This is a genomic window from Vibrio crassostreae, assembly GCF_041439375.1.
Lineage (GTDB): Bacteria > Pseudomonadota > Gammaproteobacteria > Enterobacterales > Vibrionaceae > Vibrio > Vibrio crassostreae_D.
Window position 1 is genome coordinate 25,887 of the sequence record NZ_JBGONY010000015.1, and the last position, 23,430, is coordinate 49,316.

The 23,430-nt window shown below is 46.1% G+C and carries 18 protein-coding genes and 1 pseudogene; 11 read left to right on the forward strand and 8 right to left on the reverse strand.

The window, feature by feature from the left end; genetic code table 11:
* The first annotated feature begins 113 nt into the window (after window positions 1-113).
* The 7 genes from ACED45_RS08760 (at window position 114) to ACED45_RS08790 (ending at window position 9,500) form a co-directional block, all read left to right on the forward strand.
* A complete protein-coding gene (locus ACED45_RS08760; protein ID WP_371713791.1) occupies window positions 114-800 on the forward strand; it encodes a DNA-3-methyladenine glycosylase I in 687 nt (228 codons plus the stop codon).
* A 193-nt stretch (window positions 801-993) separates the two neighbouring features.
* Window positions 994-1,728: a GntR family transcriptional regulator gene (locus ACED45_RS08765; protein ID WP_371713792.1), complete on the forward strand. Its 735-nt coding sequence runs from the start codon at window positions 994-996 to the stop codon at window positions 1,726-1,728.
* 451 nt (window positions 1,729-2,179) lie between these two features.
* Entirely contained in the window at window positions 2,180-3,625 is a 1,446-nt protein-coding gene (xdhA, locus tag ACED45_RS08770; protein WP_123285338.1) for a xanthine dehydrogenase small subunit, read from the forward strand.
* Window positions 3,618-6,008: a xanthine dehydrogenase molybdopterin binding subunit gene (gene xdhB, locus ACED45_RS08775; RefSeq protein WP_371713793.1), complete on the forward strand. Its 2,391-nt coding sequence runs from the start codon at window positions 3,618-3,620 to the stop codon at window positions 6,006-6,008. The genes xdhA and xdhB overlap by 8 nt, the downstream gene beginning before the upstream one ends.
* Window positions 6,009-6,055: 47 nt before the next feature.
* The gene (xdhC, locus tag ACED45_RS08780; protein ID WP_239940647.1) at window positions 6,056-6,937 is read left to right on the forward strand and encodes a xanthine dehydrogenase accessory protein XdhC; all 882 of its coding nucleotides are present in this window, start codon (window positions 6,056-6,058) and stop codon (window positions 6,935-6,937) included.
* 59 nt (window positions 6,938-6,996) lie between these two features.
* Window positions 6,997-8,331, forward strand: coding sequence for a guanine deaminase (gene guaD, locus ACED45_RS08785; protein ID WP_102433434.1), 1,335 nt, complete (start codon window positions 6,997-6,999; stop codon window positions 8,329-8,331).
* A gap of 287 nt (window positions 8,332-8,618) precedes the next feature.
* Entirely contained in the window at window positions 8,619-9,500 is an 882-nt protein-coding gene (locus ACED45_RS08790) for an AEC family transporter (protein WP_371713794.1), read from the forward strand.
* On the opposite strand, the gene ACED45_RS08795 is transcribed toward ACED45_RS08790, so the two are convergent.
* From ACED45_RS08795 to puuE, 8 genes and pseudogenes are all read right to left on the reverse strand, one after another.
* A complete protein-coding gene (locus ACED45_RS08795) occupies window positions 9,497-10,021 on the reverse strand; it encodes a hypothetical protein (RefSeq protein WP_371713795.1) in 525 nt (174 codons plus the stop codon). The genes ACED45_RS08790 and ACED45_RS08795 overlap by 4 nt on opposite strands.
* A gap of 328 nt (window positions 10,022-10,349) precedes the next feature.
* Window positions 10,350-10,513, reverse strand: a pseudogene (locus tag ACED45_RS08800) (GrpB family protein); the annotation flags it as partial.
* Window positions 10,514-10,571: 58 nt separating this feature from the next.
* A complete protein-coding gene (locus ACED45_RS08805; protein WP_371713796.1) occupies window positions 10,572-13,064 on the reverse strand; it encodes a putative bifunctional diguanylate cyclase/phosphodiesterase in 2,493 nt (830 codons plus the stop codon).
* Between the two features lie 318 nt (window positions 13,065-13,382).
* Window positions 13,383-14,690, reverse strand: a complete 1,308-nt coding sequence (locus ACED45_RS08810) for a urate hydroxylase PuuD (protein ID WP_371713797.1) — start codon at window positions 14,688-14,690, stop codon at window positions 13,383-13,385.
* Between the two features lie 14 nt (window positions 14,691-14,704).
* Window positions 14,705-15,265, reverse strand: a complete 561-nt coding sequence (locus ACED45_RS08815) for an ureidoglycolate lyase (RefSeq protein WP_004732859.1) — start codon at window positions 15,263-15,265, stop codon at window positions 14,705-14,707.
* A 14-nt stretch (window positions 15,266-15,279) separates the two neighbouring features.
* Window positions 15,280-16,266 carry an allantoicase gene (gene alc / locus ACED45_RS08820; RefSeq protein ID WP_017086623.1) on the reverse strand — a complete coding sequence of 329 codons (987 nt, stop codon included), beginning with the start codon at window positions 16,264-16,266 and terminating at the stop codon, window positions 15,280-15,282.
* A gap of 123 nt (window positions 16,267-16,389) precedes the next feature.
* A complete protein-coding gene (gene uraD / locus ACED45_RS08825) occupies window positions 16,390-16,905 on the reverse strand; it encodes a 2-oxo-4-hydroxy-4-carboxy-5-ureidoimidazoline decarboxylase (protein ID WP_017067791.1) in 516 nt (171 codons plus the stop codon).
* Between the two features lie 21 nt (window positions 16,906-16,926).
* Window positions 16,927-17,865, reverse strand: a complete 939-nt coding sequence (gene puuE, locus ACED45_RS08830; RefSeq protein ID WP_215920179.1) for an allantoinase PuuE — start codon at window positions 17,863-17,865, stop codon at window positions 16,927-16,929.
* Window positions 17,866-18,276: 411 nt separating this feature from the next.
* Here puuE and uraH point away from each other — a divergent pair, with 411 nt between their 5' ends.
* The 4 genes from uraH (at window position 18,277) to ACED45_RS08850 (ending at window position 23,419) form a co-directional block, all read left to right on the forward strand.
* On the forward strand, window positions 18,277-18,630 hold the full coding sequence (gene uraH / locus ACED45_RS08835; protein WP_017083063.1) for a hydroxyisourate hydrolase: 354 nt from the start codon (window positions 18,277-18,279) through the stop codon (window positions 18,628-18,630).
* A 246-nt stretch (window positions 18,631-18,876) separates the two neighbouring features.
* Entirely contained in the window at window positions 18,877-20,220 is a 1,344-nt protein-coding gene (locus tag ACED45_RS08840; protein ID WP_016795479.1) for an NCS2 family permease, read from the forward strand.
* A gap of 224 nt (window positions 20,221-20,444) precedes the next feature.
* Window positions 20,445-21,896, forward strand: a complete 1,452-nt coding sequence (locus ACED45_RS08845) for a nucleobase:cation symporter-2 family protein (protein WP_371713798.1) — start codon at window positions 20,445-20,447, stop codon at window positions 21,894-21,896.
* Window positions 21,897-22,057: 161 nt separating this feature from the next.
* A complete protein-coding gene (locus ACED45_RS08850; RefSeq protein ID WP_017061591.1) occupies window positions 22,058-23,419 on the forward strand; it encodes an 8-oxoguanine deaminase in 1,362 nt (453 codons plus the stop codon).
* Window positions 23,420-23,430 lie beyond the last annotated feature (11 nt).

The following is a 23,430-nucleotide window of genomic DNA, read 5'->3' on the forward strand; positions in this document are numbered from 1 at the left end:
AGCTTGATCGTTTTAATTAACAGACTTACTTTAGTTAACAGAATCGTTTTAATTGCCAGATTTGACCCCATATCATTAAGCATTGGCTACACAGATGTAATTTGGAACCTTCAATGGCCCAAGAAAAATTCGACACCATTTACCAACGTGCCGCTCACCGTAAAGGTGGCGCAGCAGAGCTCGAGAAGATTGTTCGTGCACCTCTTTCACAAACCGAGTTATCACAAATTACCGACGACCGTTGGCTAGCCGCCTTTACCGAGAAGGTATTCCAGTGTGGTATTTCGTGGAATGTGGTGAGAAAGAAATGGCCGCAATTTGAAGAAGTGTTCTTTGAATTCAATATCGAAAAAATGCTGATGCTGCCGAATGAGATGTGGGAACAAAAAGCGCAAGATCCACGCATTATTCGCCACCTCACCAAGGTGATGACCATCCCTGCCAACGCAATGATGATCCACAATGCCAAGCGTGAAGCGGATTCCTTCTCACAAATGGTTGCCGACTGGCCATCAGAACGAATTACAGAACTTTGGGATTATCTGAAGAAACACGGTAAGCGATTAGGTGGTAACACAGGTGCTTACACCTTGCGCCAAATGGGCAAAGACACGTTTATCTTATCTTCTGACGTTGAAGCGCACCTGCGCAGCACAGATGTGATTGATAGCGGTCGTAACACCAAACGAGCACAAGTCGCGGCAAGTAAGGCTTTCAACGAGTGGCAGCAGCAATCAGGTCGTACCCTGAGCGAAATAAGCCAGATCGTCGCCTACAGCTGTGGCGATAATCGCGTCTAGTTCAATAAGAATGGCTTAAAGCTTTAGATTGCACACAGTTCCCTGCAAACTAAATGTTATAAGTCATTAACAAATAAGCGTGCATCGCACTTTCATCCGGTGGCATTGTATAGATAAATGTATACAATATAGAGTAACACTCATGAATTATTCTCGACCAATCCAACTCGACTAAACAAGGGCCCTTATCTCTATGACAGCTCTCAAAAATTCTGTCTCCAAAGGTGTAAAAACGAAAGTAACAGGCCAGACTCAAGACGATGTTGTTTACTGCCATATCTTCGACGCGATACTAGAACAAAGGCTGCCACCAGCTACTAAATTGAGCGAAGAAGCACTTGCAGAAATCTTTGGCGTTAGCCGTACTATTATCCGCCGTGCCTTGCTGCGCCTCTCTTTAGAACAAGTTGTGGTGATCCGCCCTAATCGAGGTGCTGTGATTGCAGCCCCAACAGTAGACGAAGCCAAGCAGATATTTAAAGCACGTGAAGTGATGGAAATTGCTATCACTGAGCTAGCGGTTAAGAACGCAACCAAAGCTCAAATCGAAGAGTGTAGAAAACTGGTCGCGAAAGAGAACTGCGCCTTTGACCAAGGTGACTATGGTTCTGGCTTACGTTTATCTGGTGAGTTCCACATCAAACTGGCTGAAATGGCAGAAAACACACCACTGCTCGCTTTCCAACGCAGCTTGGTATCGCAAACCTCGCTGCTTATTGCCCAGTACGAAACCGGCAGCCACTCAAATTGCTCTCTCGATGAGCATGAAGGGTTACTTGATGCGATAGAGTCTGGCGATGAAGAGCAAGCCGTTGACCTAATGCGAGAGCATTTAAGCCATATTCGCTCCAAGCTCAACCTAGACAGCAACACAGCTTCGAGTGACCTGCACGTGGTGTTCTCTGATCTGCTCAAGAGCAAGTCATAGCTTTGCTAACTAGATAGCCAAACCTTTTGTTAACAACTTTTTATTAACAAAATAGGAGAGAAGTAAGCCTCAGCGTTTACTTCTCTTTTTTATGCGTGAAACCCTATTCCATCATTAGAAAATCACCACTACTTCCCCTATTCGCCTTGTTATTACTAGCCTGAACGAAGCTATAGAACTGAATAACACTGATGCGCTCGCCTCCTTAAATCCCTACATTTTTGTATACATCGTCAAAAACACATTCACAACATTAAACTTATCAAAAGACCATCAAATCTATATAAAACAACAAAATAGATAACAAAGTGAATTGTGCACAATTTACCACAACACCTCTTTGTTGCATTTTTGTAAATAAATAGTTGACCACAGGGTCAGGATGGATAATTATTGACCTAGAAGTCAAAAAGAATACACATGGAAATATGTCGATTTACAAGGAGGTCTCTTGATTACTTTTTTGCTCAATCAGGAAATAAGACGTGAAGACAATCTGTCACCTAACATGACAGTGCTCAACTACCTTCGTACCAAGGTTAATAAAACCGGTACCAAAGAAGGTTGTGGGTCAGGTGACTGTGGCGCATGTACCGTCGTTCTCGGTGAAGTAGTTGATGGACAACTGCAATACCGTTCGGTGAACTCTTGCCTTACATTTGTGTCAGCGTTACACGGTAAGCAGCTGATCACAGTAGAAGATCTGCAAAACCGAGATAAGTCATTACACCCGGTACAGAAAGCGGTCGTCGATTTTCACGGTTCACAGTGTGGTTACTGCACGCCGGGCTTCATCATGTCGATGTTTGCCCTAGGCAAGAACAAACCCGATGCGAGCAAAGAAGACGTCATGGAATCACTGGCGGGTAACCTATGTCGTTGTACAGGCTACCGACCAATCGTTGATGCCGCGATGTCGCTTTCAACAGACCAACCTTTGATCGACCAATTTGCTGAGCTTGAACGCAACACCATCAAGAAGCTAGAAGGTATTCAAGACACCGAGGCCAACTTACGCCTTGGTCACCTCACCGCTTTTTCCCCGAAAAGCACTGACGAGTTGGCCAAGCTTTTTCAAGCGCATCCGAACGCGAAGCTGGTTGCTGGCGGCACGGATTTAGCACTGGAAGTGACACAATTCCATCGCGAGATTGAAACACTGATCAGCGTAAACCTTGTTGAAGACATGAAGGTATGCGAAGAGACCGACACCGATTTAATCATTGGTGCCAACCTACCTATCAGCGATTCTTACTCACTACTGAAAAAACACTACCCAGATTTTGGGGAACTATTGCACCGCTTTGCTTCACTTCAAGTTCGTAACCAAGGCACCATCGGTGGCAATGTTGCCAACGCTTCACCTATCGGTGATACCCCTCCTCTACTGATTGCCCTGAACGCGAAGATCAAACTTCGTTGTGGTGATGAGTCACGCACCATGCCGATTGAAGATTACTTCATCAGCTACAAAGTGACAGCGCAAAAAGAGAGTGAGTTCATTGAACAGATCATCATTCCTAAGCCAACCAACGACAGCTTCCGAGCTTACAAACTGTCTAAACGTTTAGACGATGATATCTCTGCAGTGTGTGGTGCGTTTGATATTCAAATCGAAGATGGCAAGGTTTCTTACGCTCGTATCGCTTTCGGTGGTATGGCTGCAACACCTAAGCGCGCGGCGCGTTGTGAAAATACGTTATTAGGCAAACCGTGGACAGACGCTAATATTAAGTTAGCAATGCAGGAACTGTATAACGACTTTGAGCCACTATCTGATTTCCGTGCAAGCCAAGAATACCGTTCATTGTCGGCAGCAAATATGTTGCGTCGTTACTTCATTGAACAGCAGAACAAAAACAACCAAATCGAAACAAGGGTAACATCTTATGTCTAAATCACACGAGCATGCGATGACCCACGAAGAGATGGTTACCATTGCAAAACAAGACCTAAAAACTGGCGTAGGTAAAAGCGTTAAACACGACAGTGCAGCCAAGCAAGTCACGGGCGAAGCGGTATACATTGATGACCGCCTAGAGTTCCCAAATCAGCTGCACGTCTACGCACGCCTGAGCACTCAAGCACACGCCAACATCACCAAGATAGATTTATCACCGTGTTACGAATTCGAAGGCGTGGCGATTGCTATTCAAGCCAAAGACGTACCGGGTGAACTGGATATCGGTGCTATCCTTCCGGGTGACCCACTGCTTGCCGACGGCAAAGTAGAATATTACGGCCAACCTGTAATTGCCGTGGCAGCCAACGATTTAGAAACCGCACGCAAAGCCGCACATGCAGCCGTTATTGAATACGAAGAGCTACCTGCGATTCTTGATGTGAAAGAAGCGCTAGAGAAAGAGCACTTCGTCACAGAGAGCCACACCCAGCAGCGTGGTGACTCGAAAGCCGCATTGGCAAAAGCAAAACACGTGATCTCTGGTGATCTAGAGATCGGCGGCCAAGAGCACTTCTACCTAGAAACTCAAATCAGTAGCGTGATGCCAACCGAAGACGGCGGTATGATCGTCTACACCTCGACTCAAAACCCGACCGAAGTTCAAAAACTGGTTGCGGAAGTGATTGGTGTGCCAATGCACAAAGTCGTGATTGATATGCGTCGTATGGGTGGTGGTTTCGGTGGTAAAGAGACTCAAGCAGCCTCTCCAGCGTGTATGGCTGCGGTTATTGCTCACCTCACTGGTCGCCCAACCAAAATGCGTTTGCTGCGCAGTGAAGACATGCAGCAGACGGGTAAACGTCACCCGTTCTACAACCAATACACAATTGGTTTTGACGACAATGGTGTGATTCAAGGTGCCGACATTACCGTTGCAGGTAACTGTGGTTACTCACCAGACTTATCAAGTTCTATCGTAGACCGCGCAATGTTCCACTCAGACAACGCTTATTACTTAGGCGATGCAACTGTGGTCGGTCACCGATGCAAAACCAACACAGCATCGAACACTGCGTATCGTGGCTTTGGTGGTCCACAAGGCATGATGACTATCGAACACATCATGGACGAGATTGCGCGTTACCTGAAAAAAGATCCTTTGGAAGTACGTAAGGCGAACTACTACGGCGAAGAAGGCCGTAACGTGACCCATTACTACCAAACCGTTGAAGACAACTTTTTACCTGAGATAACCGAACAGCTTGAACGCAGCAGTGACTATCACGCACGTCGTAAAGACATTGCCGAGTTCAACAAGCAGAGCCCTATCTTGAAGAAAGGTCTTGCTATCACACCGGTGAAATTCGGCATCTCGTTTACTGCGACTTTCTTGAACCAAGCAGGTGCGCTTATCCATATCTACACCGATGGCAGTATTCATTTGAATCACGGTGGTACGGAAATGGGGCAAGGCTTGAACATCAAAGTGGCACAAATCGTTGCACAGGAGTTCCAAGTCGATGTCGAACGTATACAGATCACCGCTACAAACACAGACAAAGTTCCGAACACATCACCAACCGCAGCCTCATCGGGCGCCGACCTCAACGGTAAGGCCGCGCAAAACGCCGCAATAACCATTAAGCAGCGCCTGATCGACTTCGCTTCTTCGCACTTCAAAGTGTGGCCTGAAGAAGTGGTGTTTAAAAACGGCATGGTGCAGATCCGCGATGAGATCATGACCTTCAACTCATTTGTTGAACTGGCTTGGTTTAACCAAATCTCGCTATCAAGCACTGGCTTCTACCGCACTCCGAAGATCTATTACGATCACGAGAAGGCACGCGGTCGTCCGTTCTACTACTACGCGTATGGCGCTTCTTGTTCAGAAGTCATCATCGATACCCTAACCGGTGAAAACAAGATTCTGCGTGTTGATATTCTGCATGACGTGGGCGCTTCACTGAACCCTGCGATTGATATCGGCCAAGTCGAAGGTGGCTTTGTACAAGGTGTCGGTTGGTTAACCACAGAAGAGTTGGTGTGGAATCAGCAAGGCCGCTTAATGACCAACGGCCCTGCAAGCTACAAAATCCCAGCGATTGCTGATATGCCGATTGATTTCAGAACGCACCTTTTGGAAAACCGCAGCAACCCAGAAGACACAGTATTCAACTCGAAAGCCGTGGGTGAGCCACCTTTTATGTTGGGTATGTCGGTATGGAGTGCATTGAAAGATGCGATTAGCTACGTAGCCGTTGATGGCGCAATTCCTAAGCTCAACACACCAGCAACGCCAGAGCGTATTCTGATGGCGATTCAGGAAGTCTCTGAAACAGCCCCGACCTCGGTCGATGCTCAATCAGAAACAGCTTAGGGCGTAATGGACAGCTAGGGAAGCACAAAAGGGATTTAGGAGGACATATGTTTAAGGATAATTGGATTCACGAACTGGCAAAACTGGAAGAGAACTACGAACCATGTGTCATGGTGACAGTGCTTGAAGACAGAGGCTCAGTGCCACGTGATGCGGGTACCAAGATGCTTGTCACTCGCGACCGAATCATCGCTACGATTGGTGGTGGTCACCTTGAACATGTGGCCACTAAAATGGCGCGTGAAATGCTGATTGCTAGTGAAAAATCGCTCAAAGTGGAGCGCTTTAACCTCGGTGCTCGTTTAGGCCAATGTTGTGGCGGAATGGCAACATTAAGCTTTGAACCGATTGGCACTCAACAGAACCATCTCGTGCTGTTTGGTGCTGGTCATGTGGCCAAGGCGCTGCTGCACATTGTCGCGACCCTACCCTTCCGTGTGACCTGGATTGATGAACGTGAAGAAGTGTTCCCTGACACGCTTCCTCACGGTGTCAAAAAGCTAGTCACAGACGATCCGGTTGGCGAAGTTAAACACATGCCACCGAACAGCTACTACCTAGTAATGACCCACAACCACCAGCTTGATTTCGATTTAACGAAAGCCATTATCGACCGTGAAGACAGCCGTTATTTCGGCATGATCGGCTCGCTGACCAAGCGTAAGAAGTTTGACTTCCGCCTAGAGCAGCGTGGCTATAGCCAAGAGCAAATTGAAACTATGATTTGCCCGATTGGCATCAGCGCTGTGAATGGCAAACATCCCGCTGAAATCGCGGTATCAGTTGCGGGTGAACTGATCGCACACTATCAAGGGCAAGCGCTTGAACAAAAGCGCCCGACCAAACAATATCGAAATCAGGATTTGACCGAGCAACACAGTCAACCAAGCGATGTAGGCGAACCACCTTTGGAAGAGAAGATCGCCTAATACAAGTCGCAAAGCTTCGGTAGCCATAACGTTACTGAAGTCATTAAAAGGAAGTAAACATGACAACGCAACGCAAAGCTTATCGCGCCAGTATTTTACACAGCGTAGCCGATCCAAAAGACGTCGGTATCGATGAGTCTTACGACTATTTTGAAGACGGTGTTTTAGTGGTTGAAAACGGCCACATCGTCGACTTAGGCCATGCCGATGACGTATTGGCACGTCAGCCTAAAACACTCGAAGTAAAAGAATACAAAGATAAGCTGATCACCTCTGGCTTTATTGATACGCACATCCACTACCCTCAAACAGGGATGATCGCGTCTTACGGTGAGCAACTTCTTGATTGGTTAGAGAACTACACCTTCCCAGAAGAAAAGCGCTTCAAAAACCCAGTCTACGCACACAAAGTGGCGAAGCTATTCCTAGACGAACTAGCAAGCAACGGCACAACCACGGCACTCGTGTTCGGCACGGTACACAAAGAGTCGGTTAACGTTTTCTTTGAAGAAGCTGAGAAGCGCAACCTACGTATGATTGCGGGTAAGGTTTTGATGGATCGCAATGCGCCTGATTACCTCACCGACACGCCAGAATCTGGCTACGCCGACTCCAAAGAACTGATTGAGAAATGGCACAACCGCAGCCGTTTGCTTTATGCCGTGACACCTCGTTTCGCGCCAACCAGTACACCAGAACAATTGGCTACCGTTGGTAAATTGCTAGAAGAGTACCCAGATGTGTATATGCACACGCACCTTTCTGAAAACGAGAAAGAGATTGAATGGGTAAAAGAACTGTTCCCAGAGCGCGACAGCTATTTGGATGTGTATGACCACTATGGCCTACTGCACAAACGTTCGGTTTTCGCCCATGGCATTCACTTGTCTGATTGCGAATGTAAGCGCCTAGCCGACACGGAATCTGCCATTGCTTTCTGCCCGACCTCTAACCTGTTCTTAGGCTCAGGTTTATTCCGATTACCAGAAATGGAAGAGCACGGCATTCGTGTTGGTATGGGGACTGATGTCGGCGCAGGCACTAGCTTCTCAATCCTACAAACCATGAGTGAAGCCTATAAGATCATGCAGCTTCAACATAAGAAATTGCACCCAGCTAAGTCGCTATTCTTAGCCACATTAGGTGGTGCACGTTCACTGCATTTAGAAGACAAGATTGGCAACTTGGAAGTAGGAAAAGAAGCCGATTTCGTGGTGTTGGACTTACACGCCACACAATTGATGCGCTTTAGAATGGAACAAGCGACCAAGCTTGAAGAGAAGCTATTTGTATTGATGAGCCTGGGTGACGACAGAACCGTCAGCGAGACTTACATCTACGGCGAGAAAGCCTACGATGTGAATTTCAAAGATTATCAAAAGCTCGTTAGCTAGACTGAAAACCGAGTAACAATCGCTAGACAGCGACAGCCGTCGTTAATTAAAAATCCGTCCAGATTTATCTAGCCTTGAAAGACCAGTTGCTGATGCCACTGGTCTTTTTTGTGCTTCATTCAAAGAAATATAAATTAACCGTTCACAAACAACGATCTTCGGTGACGCCAAGTCATTATATTGATAGGTTAATGTTTATACATATCGACTTCATACTTCACTTTAGCGTCTCTCTAAAACATTCGTTTCTCAGCTAAATGGAAGCACTCAATCTAGAAAGGAATTCTATGTTCGAACAGGTCGTCAGCATTCTGTTTCCCGTTTTTGCACTCGCCAGTGCTGGCTTTGCTGTAGGTCGATGGCTTAAGCCCGATTTCAAGCCAATCAATCGCATTAATATGGATGTCTGTATTCCTGCTTTAGTGTTTGCATCGCTGACCACCATGCCGCTCGACACCGAACAGTTGCCACTCATCTCCGCCTCTTTGATCGCGGTATTAGTGCCAGCTTTGTTGATGATTCCGATCTGTAAGATCTTTAAGCTCAACTTCAAGGCTTGGGCTCCACCACACATGTTTCGCAACAGTGGCAACCTCGCGATTCCCTTGTTCACGTATACCTTTGGCGAAAGTGCATTAGCCCCAGCAGTACTGCTGTTTGTGGTGTCGGCGTGTGTTCATATCAGTGTGGGCTTGGCGTTACTAAGCGAAGGCAACCCAATCAAACAGATCCTCAAGATGCCGATATTTTTAGCGGCAGCATTGGCGATGACACTGAACTTATCCGGCATTGCGGTGTGGAACCCAATCTACGAAGCCACATCGCTGCTTGGGCAAGCTGCTGTTCCTATCATGCTGTTGTCATTGGGTTCACAAATGGTCAACTTGAGGCTAAGCGGGTTGAAAGTCGGCTTATTGTGTACCGCTCAATCGCTGTTTACTGGCGCCATCGCTTTTACGATCATCTACTTCTTCATTCCGCTACCCACTTTGCACTTACAAATGATGGTGCTGTTCACCATGCTGCCACCCGCAGTAATGAACTACCTGTTTGCAGAAAGGTTCAATGTAGAGCCACCCAAGGTCGCGTCTATGGTGTTATTCGGCAACTTCCTGAGTGTTGTCACCTTGCCTATTTTGCTGACGTTCGCGCTGTCTTTGTCGAGTTAATTTTTTACGCACTTATCCAGTTTAAGCTCTGCCGTCACTTTAGTAAGGCGCAGCGCTATTGCAAAGCAGACTAAGTAAGGGCTCACATACCAGAAGATACTTTCTAACGGTTGCTTCACCTGCGCTTCTCTGGTTTTTATGTATTGGTTTTTCTGCTTCTCATACTGACTCAGCATACCATCCACCCACACCGCATCACTTTCAACCAGCGATACGCTCGGCGCAGGAACCGTAAAATCCGATGCGTTGGGTAACAAAGTGAAATCGACATCTTTGAACGTGATCGCTGTATTCAAATACCACAAACACGCTTCATGATGCTGAGCGTGATTATCTAAAGACGGCTGACCTGTGCAGGTATCACTTCTCAACTTATCCAAAGAAAACTGTTGAACCGATTCTAAAATCGCCACCGCTCTGGTTTGTTCGGTTTCAACCCAATCACCCGCTACTTTCGCACGAATCTCAGACACTGCACCCAGCATCCCGATACCCGCTAGAAACGGCCATAAATAATCCATGAGCTTCCACTTTCGTCGGCTCAAGTTGAACCCACACCAAATCGGAAGATGAAAAAGGAGCGTTAACCCAAGCGATAGCAAAACGAAATTCAAGGAGCTAGAGAGCATGAGTTCGCTATCAAAGAAGTTCTTCATAATGAGAGACTTGCCTGTATGACAAAGAGAAATTTGATACTAGGTTCGATATTTGAAAGGAGTGTAAGGGGAAAGTAAAAACAGCACCAAAAGTTAGAGTTTGGATGAATAATATCCGATTGAAACTTGTCGCTATTTCATAGCCAATACATGCTCCATAAAACTCGACTTATTTTCGCGGCACTCATTTGAGTGATATAAGTTCCAACATACACAGTTCAAGTGTTCTCAACGCGTCGAGTTTCTCTTTAAAGCCGAGTGTTGTGAGTCGCTCTATAGCATCTTCAAGCTCACGTAACTAACACCAACTAAGATATCTAAGTCCCCCTTAGATACGGCAGATGGAACCGAAGACGCTAACATTGTGCGTTAGCGTTTTCATGTAGTTCAATTCCCAATGAATATTGCCATTCAATCAAAGAGAGGGGAGATGGCGATAGATCTCCTTGAACGGCGCTGGTTTGCCCAAAAAGTACCCTTGAACAAACTTGCAACCTAGCCCCTTTAAAAGGGTTAATTGACTCTCAGTTTCAACCCCCTCAGCTATGACATCTAGATCTAATTTGTCTGCCAAACTGATCGCGGTTTGAGTGAGAATAGAACAACCTTTATCGTGCATAATATCTTTAATAAACGAGCGATCTATTTTCAGGTAGTCTAGCTCTTGACTAAGTAAATTTCCAAATGAAGCATAACCAGTACCAAAGTCATCAATAGCCAACTTAATACCACTTTGTTTTAATTTATCAAGAACTTGCTTTGCGATTGGGTTGTCGTCAAGAGATACCGACTCGGTAATCTCGACAACAATTGCACTCACCGGTAACTGGTAGTGATTCAATACTTCGATAATCGAATTATGCTGAAGCTCTACTGCATTGAGCTCTTTTATTGAGCGATTAATTGAAAATACAGTATCGGTATAACCTTGGTTGTGCAGTGTAACTAAATCGGCGCACGCTTGATCCAGAATACAGCGGCCAAGTGGAATAATCAGGTCGTATTCTTCGGCAATACCTATAAACTCAAAAGGGGAAATATATTCATTTCCATACTTCCAACGAGCTAATGCCTCGAACTTTTTGACCACCTTACTCTCGGTATGATAAATCGGCTGATAGTAAACTTGAATATGCTTTTCTTTAATTGCGGCTTCCAGTGCCACTTTCAGCTTTAATCTACGAACAGATTGATCTTCCAGTTCTGAAGTATAAACAACTGGCTGGCCATCTCGAATTTTTGATTTCTCTAGTGCTAGTTTCGCCTGCATCATCGGGTTGGCTTCAGAGACATTATTTAAGGTGGTAGAAACACCTACATTCCAACCAATGGATATAGTTCTCCCTAAGATTGAGTAACTGACTAAAAGCTCACGACGGATGTCATTGCATAAACTGAGTACATCTTCAATTGGCATTTCATCGATAACAATAGCAAACTCGTCGGAACCATAACGACATGCTATACACTGTTCACCCATGACTTGACCTAACCGCTCTGCAACCGAAGAGAGCAATTGGTCGCCAATCTCATCACCATGTATTTGGTTAATCAATGAGAAACCTTTTATGTCAAATAAAGCTACTGAAATTTTCTCGCCACTAAGTAGCCTGTCTTCAATATCTTGAATAAAAATTTGTCTGTTCTTAAGTCCAGTAACAAACTCATACTTCTGATACTGTTCAATCTTTTTCTCATTATTCTTTCGTCGTGTGATATCCCTAAACACCGCAATATAATGCGATATAGCGCGATTCTCATCCTTCAATGTGGTAATGCTCAAACGCTCAGGGAAAATCGTTCCATGACAAGTTTTATTCCATAGTTCACCTTCCCAACGTCCATTACTTTCGAGGTCCGTCCACATTTTCTTGTAGAAATCTGGCTCCTGTAAACCAGAAGAAAACAAGGATGGGTTTTTGCCCATCAGCTCTTCTCTACAATAGCCTGTAAGTTCTTCAACACGATCATTTAGCTGAACAATTTTATTTTCTGCATCAGTAATTAGTATCGCATCATTACTTTGATTCAACGCTTCACAAGCCATATTAAACTCATGCGTAAGCTCTTGATGCAAAGTAATATTCTGTATGACCCACTCGATACTGGTAAGTACACCTTGCGCATCAAAGTTATTGTGACAAATTAGCTTAAGGTGCTTATTCACTAGCGATTCATCTTTACTCACAATCGCCACTGATGGGTTCTCTAGGTTAGATAGTACTGTTGCTATATATTCAGAGGCTCTTTCGGAATCCGCGAAAATATAGGTCGAAAACAGGAACTCGAGTGATGGTAATTGATATGGGTCTACAGCAAGAACTCTCCAAAAATTGGGGCTAAACTCAAAAGTTTGTCTTTGAATATCCCATTGGAAAAAACCCAAATCACTCAATGACTCAACGTGCTCAAACTGCCTTATAAGCCTTTGATTATTTTGGTTAAGTTTGTTTTGGTATAGCTCCTGCCCAAGGATGTATCCCAATTGTTCGATCAGTTGATTATCCAACTCTAGATTCGGCATAGCTCTATCATAAAGCATGACAACCAAACCCACTCTTTCGCCATTACGAGCAGTTAATGGTAAACCTATATATGCTTGAGCACCCAACACTTCTAGTGCAATATCTTTAGGGAATTTCTTTTGGATATCAGAGGAGTAAAAGCAGTAATTACTTAAGCCTTTTAACGCAATGTCACAAGGTGTCTCTAGTAAAGGGTACGAAAAGTTTTCTACTAACCTCCCCTCTTGCAAGTAGCAATTAGTATAGGCAATGGAGTCGTCGCGATTCGTATCAGCAATAAAGCAATGATTAGGTTTGTATTTTTTATATATCAAGTTTAACGAACTATAGAATAATTCAGAGCTCGACTTGGCCTTAAGCAACCCTTGTAATAAGTGCTCCATTACGCATCCAGAAAAGTATTAGTTTAGCGAATGATAATATAATCATTGGTGCCTAGCTATTAGTCCTTAGTCAGGTTGATACATTTGTTGTTGTAGTTCTCACTTTTCGCTGGATTAATAGACATATTTAACAAGAAGCCTGTTCACATACAACCTAGCCCCTATGCAGCCAAAAACAAAAAGCCCCGGTTATAGGAACCGGGGAAACAGGGTGGGATGAGTTTGGCGCGTGCCCGTAAGACCAAACTCTCCCCAAGCCTCACCTAAGACTCATGCTCTTAGGTAAAGGATGCTGAGTACTGTTATTGAAAAGTACGGTTATTGAAGCGTAGCGCCTTGCTCTACCCAAGTGCCGATAAGAGCACGCTCTTCGTCAGTCATTTGAGTCATGTTACCGAGCGGCATCACCTTGGTTGTTACGGTTTGAGCAACAATCCTTGGAACGTTGGCTTTAATCTCTTCTGGGGTATCAAACATCACACCACCTGGCGCAGCAGCAAAAGCGGCATGGCTAGGGGTTGATGAGTGACACACAGAACAGCGCTCTTGAATGACTTTGTTGATGGTTTCAAAGCTTACGCCTGCAGCAGATTGCGTTGCGTGTGCAGGAGCCTCATCGGTCGTTGTCGAGGCCGTAATGTTCGAAACGATCTCTTCAGTAGCCGATTCAGTCGCGCTTACTTGCACTTCTTGAACGATTGGAGCTTGTACAACTGGAGTCATCTGTTTTTTCGCGTAAGGTGAAGTCACAAACGCAAGCGTGATCATACCCAATGCCGCTACTGGTATTGTCCATGCAAACTTCTGGCTACCATGACGGGTGTTGAAGTAGTGACGCACCAAGATACTGAAAATCGCTAAACCAGCAAGAATCAGCCAGTTGTATTCCGAGCCGTAAGTGCTTGGGAAGTGGTTACTGATCATGATGAACAGCACTGGCAGTGTCATGTAGTTGTTGTGACGAGAACGCAGTAGGCCTTTCGCTGGCAGTGCCGGATCCGGTTCGCGCTTCTCTTCAATCGCTTTCACCAAGTTGCGCTGCGCAGGCATGATAACGCGGAATACGTTACCCACCATGATGGTACCAATGATCGCGCCAACGTGGATGTAGGCACCACGTCCACTGAATACTTGGGTTAGACCGTAAGTTGCAGCGACGAGTAGCACAAACAACACAACGCCAAGCAACACGGGTGTTTTGCCTAATGGTGAGTCACACAGTAAGTCATAGATAAACCAACCGGCAACGAATGAACCAATACCAATCGCAATTGCCGTTGTAGAATCAAGGCCAGAGCCCGGTGCAATCAGGTAAATCTCGGCATTAAGGTAGTAAACCACACCCAGTAGACACACACCGGTGATCCACGTGAAGTAAGCTTCCCATTTAAACCAGTGCAGGTGCTCTGGCATCTCTGGTGGCGCAAGTTTGTACTTCTCTAGGTGATAAATACCACCGCCGTGAATTGCCCATAAGTCGCCTGAAAGGCCCGTTTTTGGGTTTACTCGGTTAAGGTTGTTCTCTAACCAAACAAAGTAAAATGATGCGCCTATCCACGCAACACCAACAATCATGTGAGCCCAGCGTATTGCTAGATTCAACCATTCTGTAATATGCGGATCCATAATAAACTCCTGTATCACAACGCTTTAGCTAAGCGTTGCTCTTCCTTATTGTCGTCCGTTGGCAGATCGTCCAAATGCAACGCCACTCGATCGCTGTCGAAATAAACTTCGTCACAGTTGTGTCCTTCGCCACCTCTATCGACGATCAAGAACTGGTCTTGATCGGTGAGGGCGAGAACTGGGTGATGCCACACCCCTTTGTGATAGTTCACTCCTTGACGGCCATTGCTCAAGAAAGCTCGGCTATTGGCTAATGTTGGATCGTCGCCTTTTGGCGCAACAACAATTAAATAGGGTTGACCAAGTAATGGAATGAATGCTTGAGAGCCAAGTGGATGACGCTCTAACATTTTGATGGTCAGTGGGTAGCTCAACGGTGTGGCTTGGAAGATGCTGATGATGGCTTCTCCGTCTTGGTCTTGCACATCCGTTGTCGCTAGCTTGTGGTAGCGACGTGTTGATCCACTGTTGATCATGAAGAAATCACTATTATCGGACTCGATAACATCGCCAAACTCTGCAAAAGCCTGCTTGGTTAACGGTTCGATGGATAAACGACGTATTCCATTACTCATACTCATTTCCTTACCTATTTCGCTTTCGTACCAAACAGACGCAAACGGCTGATACCACCATCTGGGAATATGTTTGCACGTACGTGGGTAATCGCACCAAGGTCGTTTACCTCAGAAATGAATTCGTGAATTTCGTGCGCTTGCAGCTTTTGTGCAGGCAACAGTTCACGCCAGAATAGGCTTTGTGTTTCTACTTGGTCGTCGGTACCACCTTTCACGTAAGCCGCTTGAATTGAGCAGCTGTCAGGGTAGTTACCTTTGAAGTGGGCCGTATCCACTACGATGCGTTCGATGTTACCTGGGTGGCCTAGTGCCACGATAACCCAGTCGTTACCTGGTGTACGACGACGCGCTGTTTCCCAGCCATCACCCATGTTTTCACCACGGCCAGGGCCTAAGATGTTGGCTTTGTTGCCGTAGTGCTCATCGCTACAGGCCAATGCTCGGCCACCGTGTTCAACCGATGCTAGGTCAACTTGTTGCTGAGAATCTATTGCTTCCCAATCCACACTTGGTCGGCCATAAACACGTAAGCGAGCGACACCGCCGTCTGGATAGATATTCAAACGTAGGTGCGTAAATACTTGGTCACTTTCAATCGCTTCAAGATGATGATGATCACCTTGTAGTGCCATTGAAGGCAGAATTTCTTGCCACTCTGTTGCGTCTGTTGGCTCACCTTGTGGTGAATAACACGCGTCAATTGATGCCGAAGGTGGGAAGTTACCTGTGAAGAATGAGGTATCAATATCAACGCCAGCAATAGTGCCAGCTAGGCCAAGGCGAACGACACAGTAGTCGTAACCTTCACCACGTTTGCGTCTGCTTTCCCAACCGTCCATCCACTTGCCGTTATCGTCGTATAAGTCGTCTTTCCACTCTGGCGCAGCGTGGCTGAGAAGACGGCTTTTATCGGCGAAAAAATCGTCTGTTGCGAAGATAGCTTCCGCGCCGAGTTTTTCGTCTGCAAGGTTTATGTATTGTTCAAATGTTTGGGTCATGTCCGTGTAATCCTATCCAATTAATCAAGTAATAATAAAATGAGAACTCAGTGGCTTATTCGCTTATAAAGCGTGCTCTTAGCGCACTAAGACTGGGCTGAGATAGCTGTTAACTCCGTTAACTTACATATCCCAGAGACGAAACATCGCGATCTTGTTGATCTCTTGAATCGCCGTAGCAAACTCAGTTTCACTATCATTTCCTAATCGCATCTCGAACGACTCAAGAATTTGGTAACGATTGGCTCCCTTCACCGCCATGATAAAAGGGAAATTGAAGCGACTTTTGTAGCTGTTGTTGTAAGAAGTGAATTTTTCAAATTCTTCGGCGTTGCACTGGTCAATGCCCGCCCCCGCTTGTTCTTTGGTCGACGACTCGGTGAGTTCGCCGTTTACTGCTGCTCGACCGGCTAAATCCGGGTGAGCGTTGATCAAAGCCAACTGTTTGCCTTGGTCTGCACTTAACAAGGTCGATGCCATTTTCAGATGAAGATTCTCGATATGGTCATCTTCGGCATTCAAACCTTGGTCATACACCACTTCTGCAACCCATGGGCTGTGTTCGTAGACATCAGCGAAGTGAGCGACAAAGGTATCGCGGTCCATGGTTGTTGGTTGGCATGATCGAAATTCAGTCACGTAAGCCTCCTTGCTTCACTGCTACTTTTGCTGTTGATGATTAGCGTTATTTGGTTGATATGGATGATGTTGGTGCCAGTGGTTGGCGATATCGATTCGACGACATAACCACACGCTGTCGTGCTGTTTTACGTAATCTAAGAAACGTCTCAATGCAGCAATACGACCGGGACGACCAATCAGACGACAATGCAGCCCAACCGACATCATTTTCGGTGCGGTTTCGCCTTCCATATAAAGGGTGTCAAACGTGTCTTTCAGGTATTGGAAGAACTGCTCACCAGAGTTAAAGCCTTGCGCCGTTGAAAAACGCATGTCGTTCACATCAAGTGTGTAAGGGATCACCAATTGCGGATGACCAGTCTCGGTGTGCCAATAAGGCAGGTCATCATCATAGGCATCAGAGTCGTAAAGAAAACCGCCCTCTTCTGCAACCAAGCGACGCGTATTTGGACCCGTTCGACCTGTGTACCAACCTTGTGGGCGTTGACCCGTCACTTGTTGGATGATCTCGATCGCTTTGGTCATGTGGTCGCGCTCTTCAGACTCATCAATGTATTGATAGTCGATCCAGCGATAACCGTGGCTACAGATTTCGTGACCCGCTTCGACCATGACTTTGGCAACCTCTGGGTGACGCTCAATCGCCATTGCAACCGCAAAGACGGTCAGTGGGATTTCATATTCATCGAACAAGCGAAGAACACGCCACACACCCGCACGGCTACCATATTCATAGATGGATTCCATGCTCATGTGACGTTCGCCTTTAATCGGCTGTGCTGACGGGATCTCTGAAAGAAAAGCTTCAGACTCGTCGTCTCCATGTAACAAACAACGCTCACCGCCCTCTTCATAGTTCAATACAAAAGAAACCGCGACGCGCGCATTACCTGGCCATTGAGGGTTTGGAGGGTTAGCTCCGTAACCGATCAAATTTCTTGAATAATCCTTATTCATCCAAGTACTCCTAACATAAGTGGTTGGCTTAGCCGCTCTTTAAGTGAGTCGCCAAATGATTCAACCAAATGGATTCTCGATAAACAGAGCAACCTTACCCCTGTACATTTATTGTATACAATTATTTATCTCAATGTAAAGATTTTGTTATTCAAGTTAAATTTACGCACTATTGCCATTTAAAAACAACAGCTTAATAAAGTCAAAGCTCACCAAAAAACGATAATCAAGATCTATAAAGTCAGAAAAAACGACACAATGGTTAACATTTTTCCAACAATTAGCTTTACTAATTGTGTACAGTTCGTACATAGTTAGTGATAACAAAGTGACCAGTTGCATTCTTTGCAAGGTCGAAACAGACAGATAAACCACGGAACAGAGGAGCGCCAAAAGCGCTATTAAAGGACTATGGGAAGATTAACAACACACGTATTAGACACGACTCACGGCTTACCGGGTGCAGAGATCAAGGTAGAGCTTTATAAGGTCAATGAAGACTCAACAGAAAAGTTGGCGACGGTAATCACTAACTCCGATGGCCGAACCGATGCTCCGATTCTGGCAGGGAATGATTTCCGACCGGGGAAATATCAATTGGTGTTTTACGTAGCCGATTACTACAGAAGTAAAGGCGTGGAATTGGATGGCGTGCCTTTCCTAGACGATGTTGTTATTCGCTTTGGTCTAGATGATCCAGAAGCGCATTATCACGTTCCTCTTCTCGTCTCGCCTTACAGTTTCTCAACCTATCGGGGCAGTTAGTCTCGTGACCTAGAGCTTCTAACTAGGCTCACCGACAAATATTAAGCAGATTAGTGCGTGCATCTAAAATGATGCGCGCTCATTAAACACGCTCATATAAAAATACTAATAACGTTATTAGTTAGAGAGTTGATGACTAATCAACTGATAGCTAAAGAAATAGCGGCTAGGAAAAAACCTTAAAACTTAATATTGAAATCTCGCTGTATTCAATAAATGGATCACAACATAAAAGGACTTGCTGACATGAGTGAGAGTAAAACAGAAATACTCAACCAAGATGCGAATAACGGAATTTTAGAGAAACTCTTTAAAATTAAGGCCCACGGAAGCAGTGTGAAAAATGAGTTGGTCGGCGGTGTCACCACCTTCGCAACCATGGCTTACATCATATTCGTTAACCCACAAATTATGGCCGCATCGGGTATGGATGCAGGAGCGGTATTCGTCGCAACTTGTATTGGTGCAGCTATCGGTTGTTTGTTAATGGGGTTATTTGCGAACTGGCCTGTCGGCCTTGCGCCGGGCATGGGCTTGAATGCCTTCTTCTCGTTCACGGTAGTAAGCGAAATGGGCTACAGCTGGGAAGTGGCACTGGGTGCGGTGTTTATCTCCGGTATCTTGTTCGTCGGAATGAGCTTCTACAAAGTCCGCCAATGGATCATTGAAAGTATCCCTGTGAGTTTACGTTATTCCATGACAGCGGGTGTTGGTTTGTTCTTAGGTCTAATTGGCTTAAAGACAGCAGGTATTGTCGTCGAAAACCCAGCAACTTTGGTTTCATTAGGTGACTTCACCAAACCTGAAGCACTATTAGCTGCTATCGCGTTTCTTATCATCGCGGTTCTCAGTGAGCGTAAAGTCTTTGGTGCGGTGCTGATCGGCATTTTGAGTGTGACGCTTGTCGGCATGATGCTTGGCTTAGTGCATTACAACGGCTTCTTCGCAGCACCACCAAGTTTAGCGCCTACATTCCTAAAAATGGACATTATGGGTGCGCTTGATGTTTCGATGATCAGCGTTATCTTGGCTTTCCTTTTTGTAAACATGTTCGATACCGCAGGTACTTTGATGGGCGTGGCAGAGCGCGCAAACCTAACTAACCCTGAAACGGGCAAAATTGAAGGTCTTAGCAAAGCACTGAAAGCTGACAGTATCTCAAGTGTGGCAGGTGCGTGTGTGGGTTGTCCGCCAGTAACCAGTTATGTAGAGAGTGCAGCGGGCGTTGCAGCAGGCGCACGAACTGGTCTTTCAGCAATTGTGGTTGGTGTGTTGTTCTTAGCAGCGATTTTCCTATCGCCATTAGCAGGTATGATCCCCGCTTACGCAACGTCTGGTGCTCTTATTTACGTCGCATTCGTGATGATGAGCAGCATGCAGCACGTCGATTGGAAAGACTTCACTAACGGTGCTCCAGCCGCGATTACCGCACTAATGATGCCACTGACCTTCTCTATCGCGAACGGTATCGCATTGGGTTTCATTACCTACACAGTGCTTAAGTTGGCGACAGGTAAAACCAAAGATGTGTCTATCTCGATGTACTTCCTAGCGGCTATCTTCATCGCCAAGCTAGTGTTCATCGGTTAACCCTAAAGCTCCTGAGCAGTCATTTCTTGATTGCTCACAACGTTGCTTGGCTGGTTCGCAAGCCAAGCAACAACATGATTTTTAAGAAAGCTAATTGCATTGATGACGAGAGAGCAGAAACCCTACCGATTCAGTGCACTTTTTTATGACCCTACGCAGTTTGTAGAAGTCATTATTTGACCGCCAATCGCCTGTAAACGGAAACGCAGGCAGAGGAATATCAAATGAAACTTCTGTACACCCTTAATGAAAGACCGCCCCATGGGCTAACCCTTCTACTTGCTTTACAACACATGCTCGCCTCGATTGGTGGCATCGTCGCTGTCCCGCTTATTGTCGGTGCTTCTATCGGCCTACCTAACACAGAGATCGTTTCACTGATCAATGCGGCGCTATTGGCTTCTGGTATTGTGACTGTCGCGCAATGTCTCGGTTTTGGCCCTGTTGGTATTCGACTGCCTGTTGTAATGGGCTCAAGCTTTGCCTTTTTAGGTGTGGCTATTTCCATCGGTAACGAAGGTGGTGTCGCCGCTATCATGGGCTCAGCACTTATCGGCTCATTCGTGGTAATTGGTGCCAGCTTCTACATGGACAAGGTTCGCAAGCTGTTCCCGACCGTGGTAAGTGGTGTGGTGGTTACCCTAATCGGCTTAACCATTTTACCGGTTGCCATGAACTGGGTTGGCGATTCTCCTGCCAACACGGAACAATTCGCCACGCTACCAAAACTGTTTCTCGCACTGGTCTCTTTGGGGATAGTGATTGGCGTATCGGTTTACTGTAAAGGCGCGGTTGCGGCCTCCGCTATCGTGATTGGCCTAGCAGGTGGTTACATTGTGGCGCTGTCACTCGGCATGGTCGATCTTGAGCAGATCAGCTCTGCTGCTTGGGTCGGTGGCCCAGAACCATTTAAGTATGGCTTTACGTTTTCTGCTAGTGCCATCATCAGCATGAGCTTGGTGTACATCGTGGTTATCGCTGAAGCAACCGGTGACTTCATGGCGCTTGGCAACAACTGCCAAACCCAAGTCAGCGGTAAAGATCTAAAACGTGGACTGCTAGGCGATGGTCTTGGTAGTACCTTGTCTTCGATTTTAACAGCGATGCCACTGGCGTCATTCAGCCAAAACGTCGGTATTGTGGGTATCACAGGTGTAGCAAGTCGCTATGTAGTAGCTGCAACCGGTGGTTTGTTAATTTTAGGTGGTTTATTCCCGAAATTAGCCGCTATTGCCGTCACGATTCCGAAACCTGTTTTGGGTGGTGTGGGCTTTGTGATGTTCGGGATGATTGCTTACGCGGGTATCCGCATGTTGATCAAGGCCGCAGACACCAAGCGAAATGCCTTGGTAATCTGTGTCGGTTTGGCGTCTGGCTTGGCGGTAACTTTCGAACCAAGACTGCTACAACACTTACCGCATGATTTGGCGAACTTCCTTCACTCGGGCATTACCACAGGCACCATCATGACGGTTCTGCTAAACCTTGTGTTACCAAAATCATCAAAAGCTGAAGAACAAGAAGCGTTAGCCGAGAGCCAAGCGCAAGTTGAGCTAGAAATGAAAGAACAGGCTGAAGAAGAACTACACTCAAACGAGCAATTAGAAATTCAACAAGCAACAACAGAAACTGACGTTCAAACGGCATCAGATAACCCAGAGCCAAAAACGAACTAGATGAACCGCTAACGAGCGTAAAACCGATTTCCGTAGAATCTCGGGCGTAACGAGAACACTGAATATTTCATCGCCCTAGATTCAAATTTATCTTTAAACAACAAATACCAAATAAAGACCCTCTTCCCTGAAAAGGCTGAGATGGCTAAGGACTACTATGAATGGAAACCATCTGGATTAAGAATCCTCTCGCAATCTACACTGGCTCACACGCTGATGCAGAAGGCGGCATTGTCATTAAAGGTAATAAAATCATTGAGCTGGTTGGCAAACACAAAGAGCCAACCTTACCCGTAGATTACAGCGTCGATGCCTCTCGTCATGTTGTGACTCCTGGGCTTATCAATGCGCACCACCACTTCTACCAAACCCTAACGCGTGCCTACCCCGGCGCACTCAATAAAGAACTCTTCCATTGGCTACAAAGCCTCTACCCGGTTTGGGCCAACCTCGATTCGGAGATGATGAGCCTTGCTACAGAGCTTGCTCTGGTTGAGCTTATGATGTCGGGTTGTACTACAGCTTCCGATCACCATTACTTATTACCAAACGGGCTTGAGCACGCTATTGATTTACAAGTCGAGGCGGCCGAGAAGCTGGGTGTAAGAGCAATTTTCACTCGCGGTTCTATGAGCCTAGGGGAAGATGAAGGTGGGCTACCTCCAAGACACACCATTCAAACCGAGCAGACCATCATTGATGACAGCCAACGCTTGATTCGTGATTACCACCAGCGTGATGAAGGGGCGATGATTCAAATCGCACTCGCGCCTTGTTCGCCGTTCTCTGTCACCACAGATCTGATGAAAGAAACCGCTAAGATAAGTGAGCGTGAGAACGTAATGATGCACACGCACTTATGTGAAACACTTGATGAAGAGGACTTCTGTATTGAGAAGTTTGACCTGCGCCCTGTGGATTACCTAGAGGATGTGGGTTGGTTAAACGAACGCACTTGGCTTGCTCATGGCATTCACTTCAATCCAGAAGAGATCAAACGTTTAGGTAAAGCGGGAATCGGTATTAGCCACTGCCCTACCTCCAATATGATGTTGGCTTCCGGTATTTGTAAGAACAACGACCTTGAAGCGGCTGGCGTAAAAGTGGGGCTTGGTGTGGATGGATCGGCTTCGAATGACGGCTCCAATATGATTGCCGAAGTACGCATGGCGATGTACCTACAGCGCCTGCAATACGGTTCCGCCAACGTTTCACACTTTGATGCATTGCGCTGGGCAACCTCAGGATCTGCCGCTGCAATGGGCAGAACGGATATCGGCACGTTAGAAGTTGGCAAACAAGCCGATATCGCGATGTTCAAGCTTGATGACATTCGCTTCTCTGGCAGCCACGACCCACTCGCTGCACTATTGCTTTGTGGTGCTCAACAAGCAGATAAAGTGATGGTTGCCGGCAAGTGGCGAGTTAACGATGGCGCTGTGATTGGCGTAGACATGGAGCAACTGATGCACCGCCACCATGCGGCAGCCATGAAGCTAGGTAAGCTGGCGATGAATAATTAAAGTTCGTGTAT

Coding starts and splice junctions, on each gene's coding strand:
- ACED45_RS08760 (WP_371713791.1), top strand. CDS start 114: ATGGCCCAAGAAAAATTCGACACCATTTACCAACGTGCCGCTCACCGT.
- ACED45_RS08765 (WP_371713792.1), top strand. CDS start 994: ATGACAGCTCTCAAAAATTCTGTCTCCAAAGGTGTAAAAACGAAAGTA.
- xdhB (WP_371713793.1), top strand. CDS start 3,618: ATGTCTAAATCACACGAGCATGCGATGACCCACGAAGAGATGGTTACC.
- xdhC (WP_239940647.1), top strand. CDS start 6,056: ATGTTTAAGGATAATTGGATTCACGAACTGGCAAAACTGGAAGAGAAC.
- guaD (WP_102433434.1), top strand. CDS start 6,997: ATGACAACGCAACGCAAAGCTTATCGCGCCAGTATTTTACACAGCGTA.
- ACED45_RS08790 (WP_371713794.1), top strand. CDS start 8,619: ATGTTCGAACAGGTCGTCAGCATTCTGTTTCCCGTTTTTGCACTCGCC.
- ACED45_RS08795 (WP_371713795.1), bottom strand. CDS start 10,021: ATGGATTATTTATGGCCGTTTCTAGCGGGTATCGGGATGCTGGGTGCA.
- ACED45_RS08805 (WP_371713796.1), bottom strand. CDS start 13,064: ATGGAGCACTTATTACAAGGGTTGCTTAAGGCCAAGTCGAGCTCTGAA.
- ACED45_RS08810 (WP_371713797.1), bottom strand. CDS start 14,690: ATGGATCCGCATATTACAGAATGGTTGAATCTAGCAATACGCTGGGCT.
- ACED45_RS08815 (WP_004732859.1), bottom strand. CDS start 15,265: ATGAGTAATGGAATACGTCGTTTATCCATCGAACCGTTAACCAAGCAG.
- alc (WP_017086623.1), bottom strand. CDS start 16,266: ATGACCCAAACATTTGAACAATACATAAACCTTGCAGACGAAAAACTC.
- puuE (WP_215920179.1), bottom strand. CDS start 17,865: ATGAATAAGGATTATTCAAGAAATTTGATCGGTTACGGAGCTAACCCT.
- uraH (WP_017083063.1), top strand. CDS start 18,277: ATGGGAAGATTAACAACACACGTATTAGACACGACTCACGGCTTACCG.
- ACED45_RS08840 (WP_016795479.1), top strand. CDS start 18,877: ATGAGTGAGAGTAAAACAGAAATACTCAACCAAGATGCGAATAACGGA.
- ACED45_RS08845 (WP_371713798.1), top strand. CDS start 20,445: ATGAAACTTCTGTACACCCTTAATGAAAGACCGCCCCATGGGCTAACC.
- ACED45_RS08850 (WP_017061591.1), top strand. CDS start 22,058: ATGGAAACCATCTGGATTAAGAATCCTCTCGCAATCTACACTGGCTCA.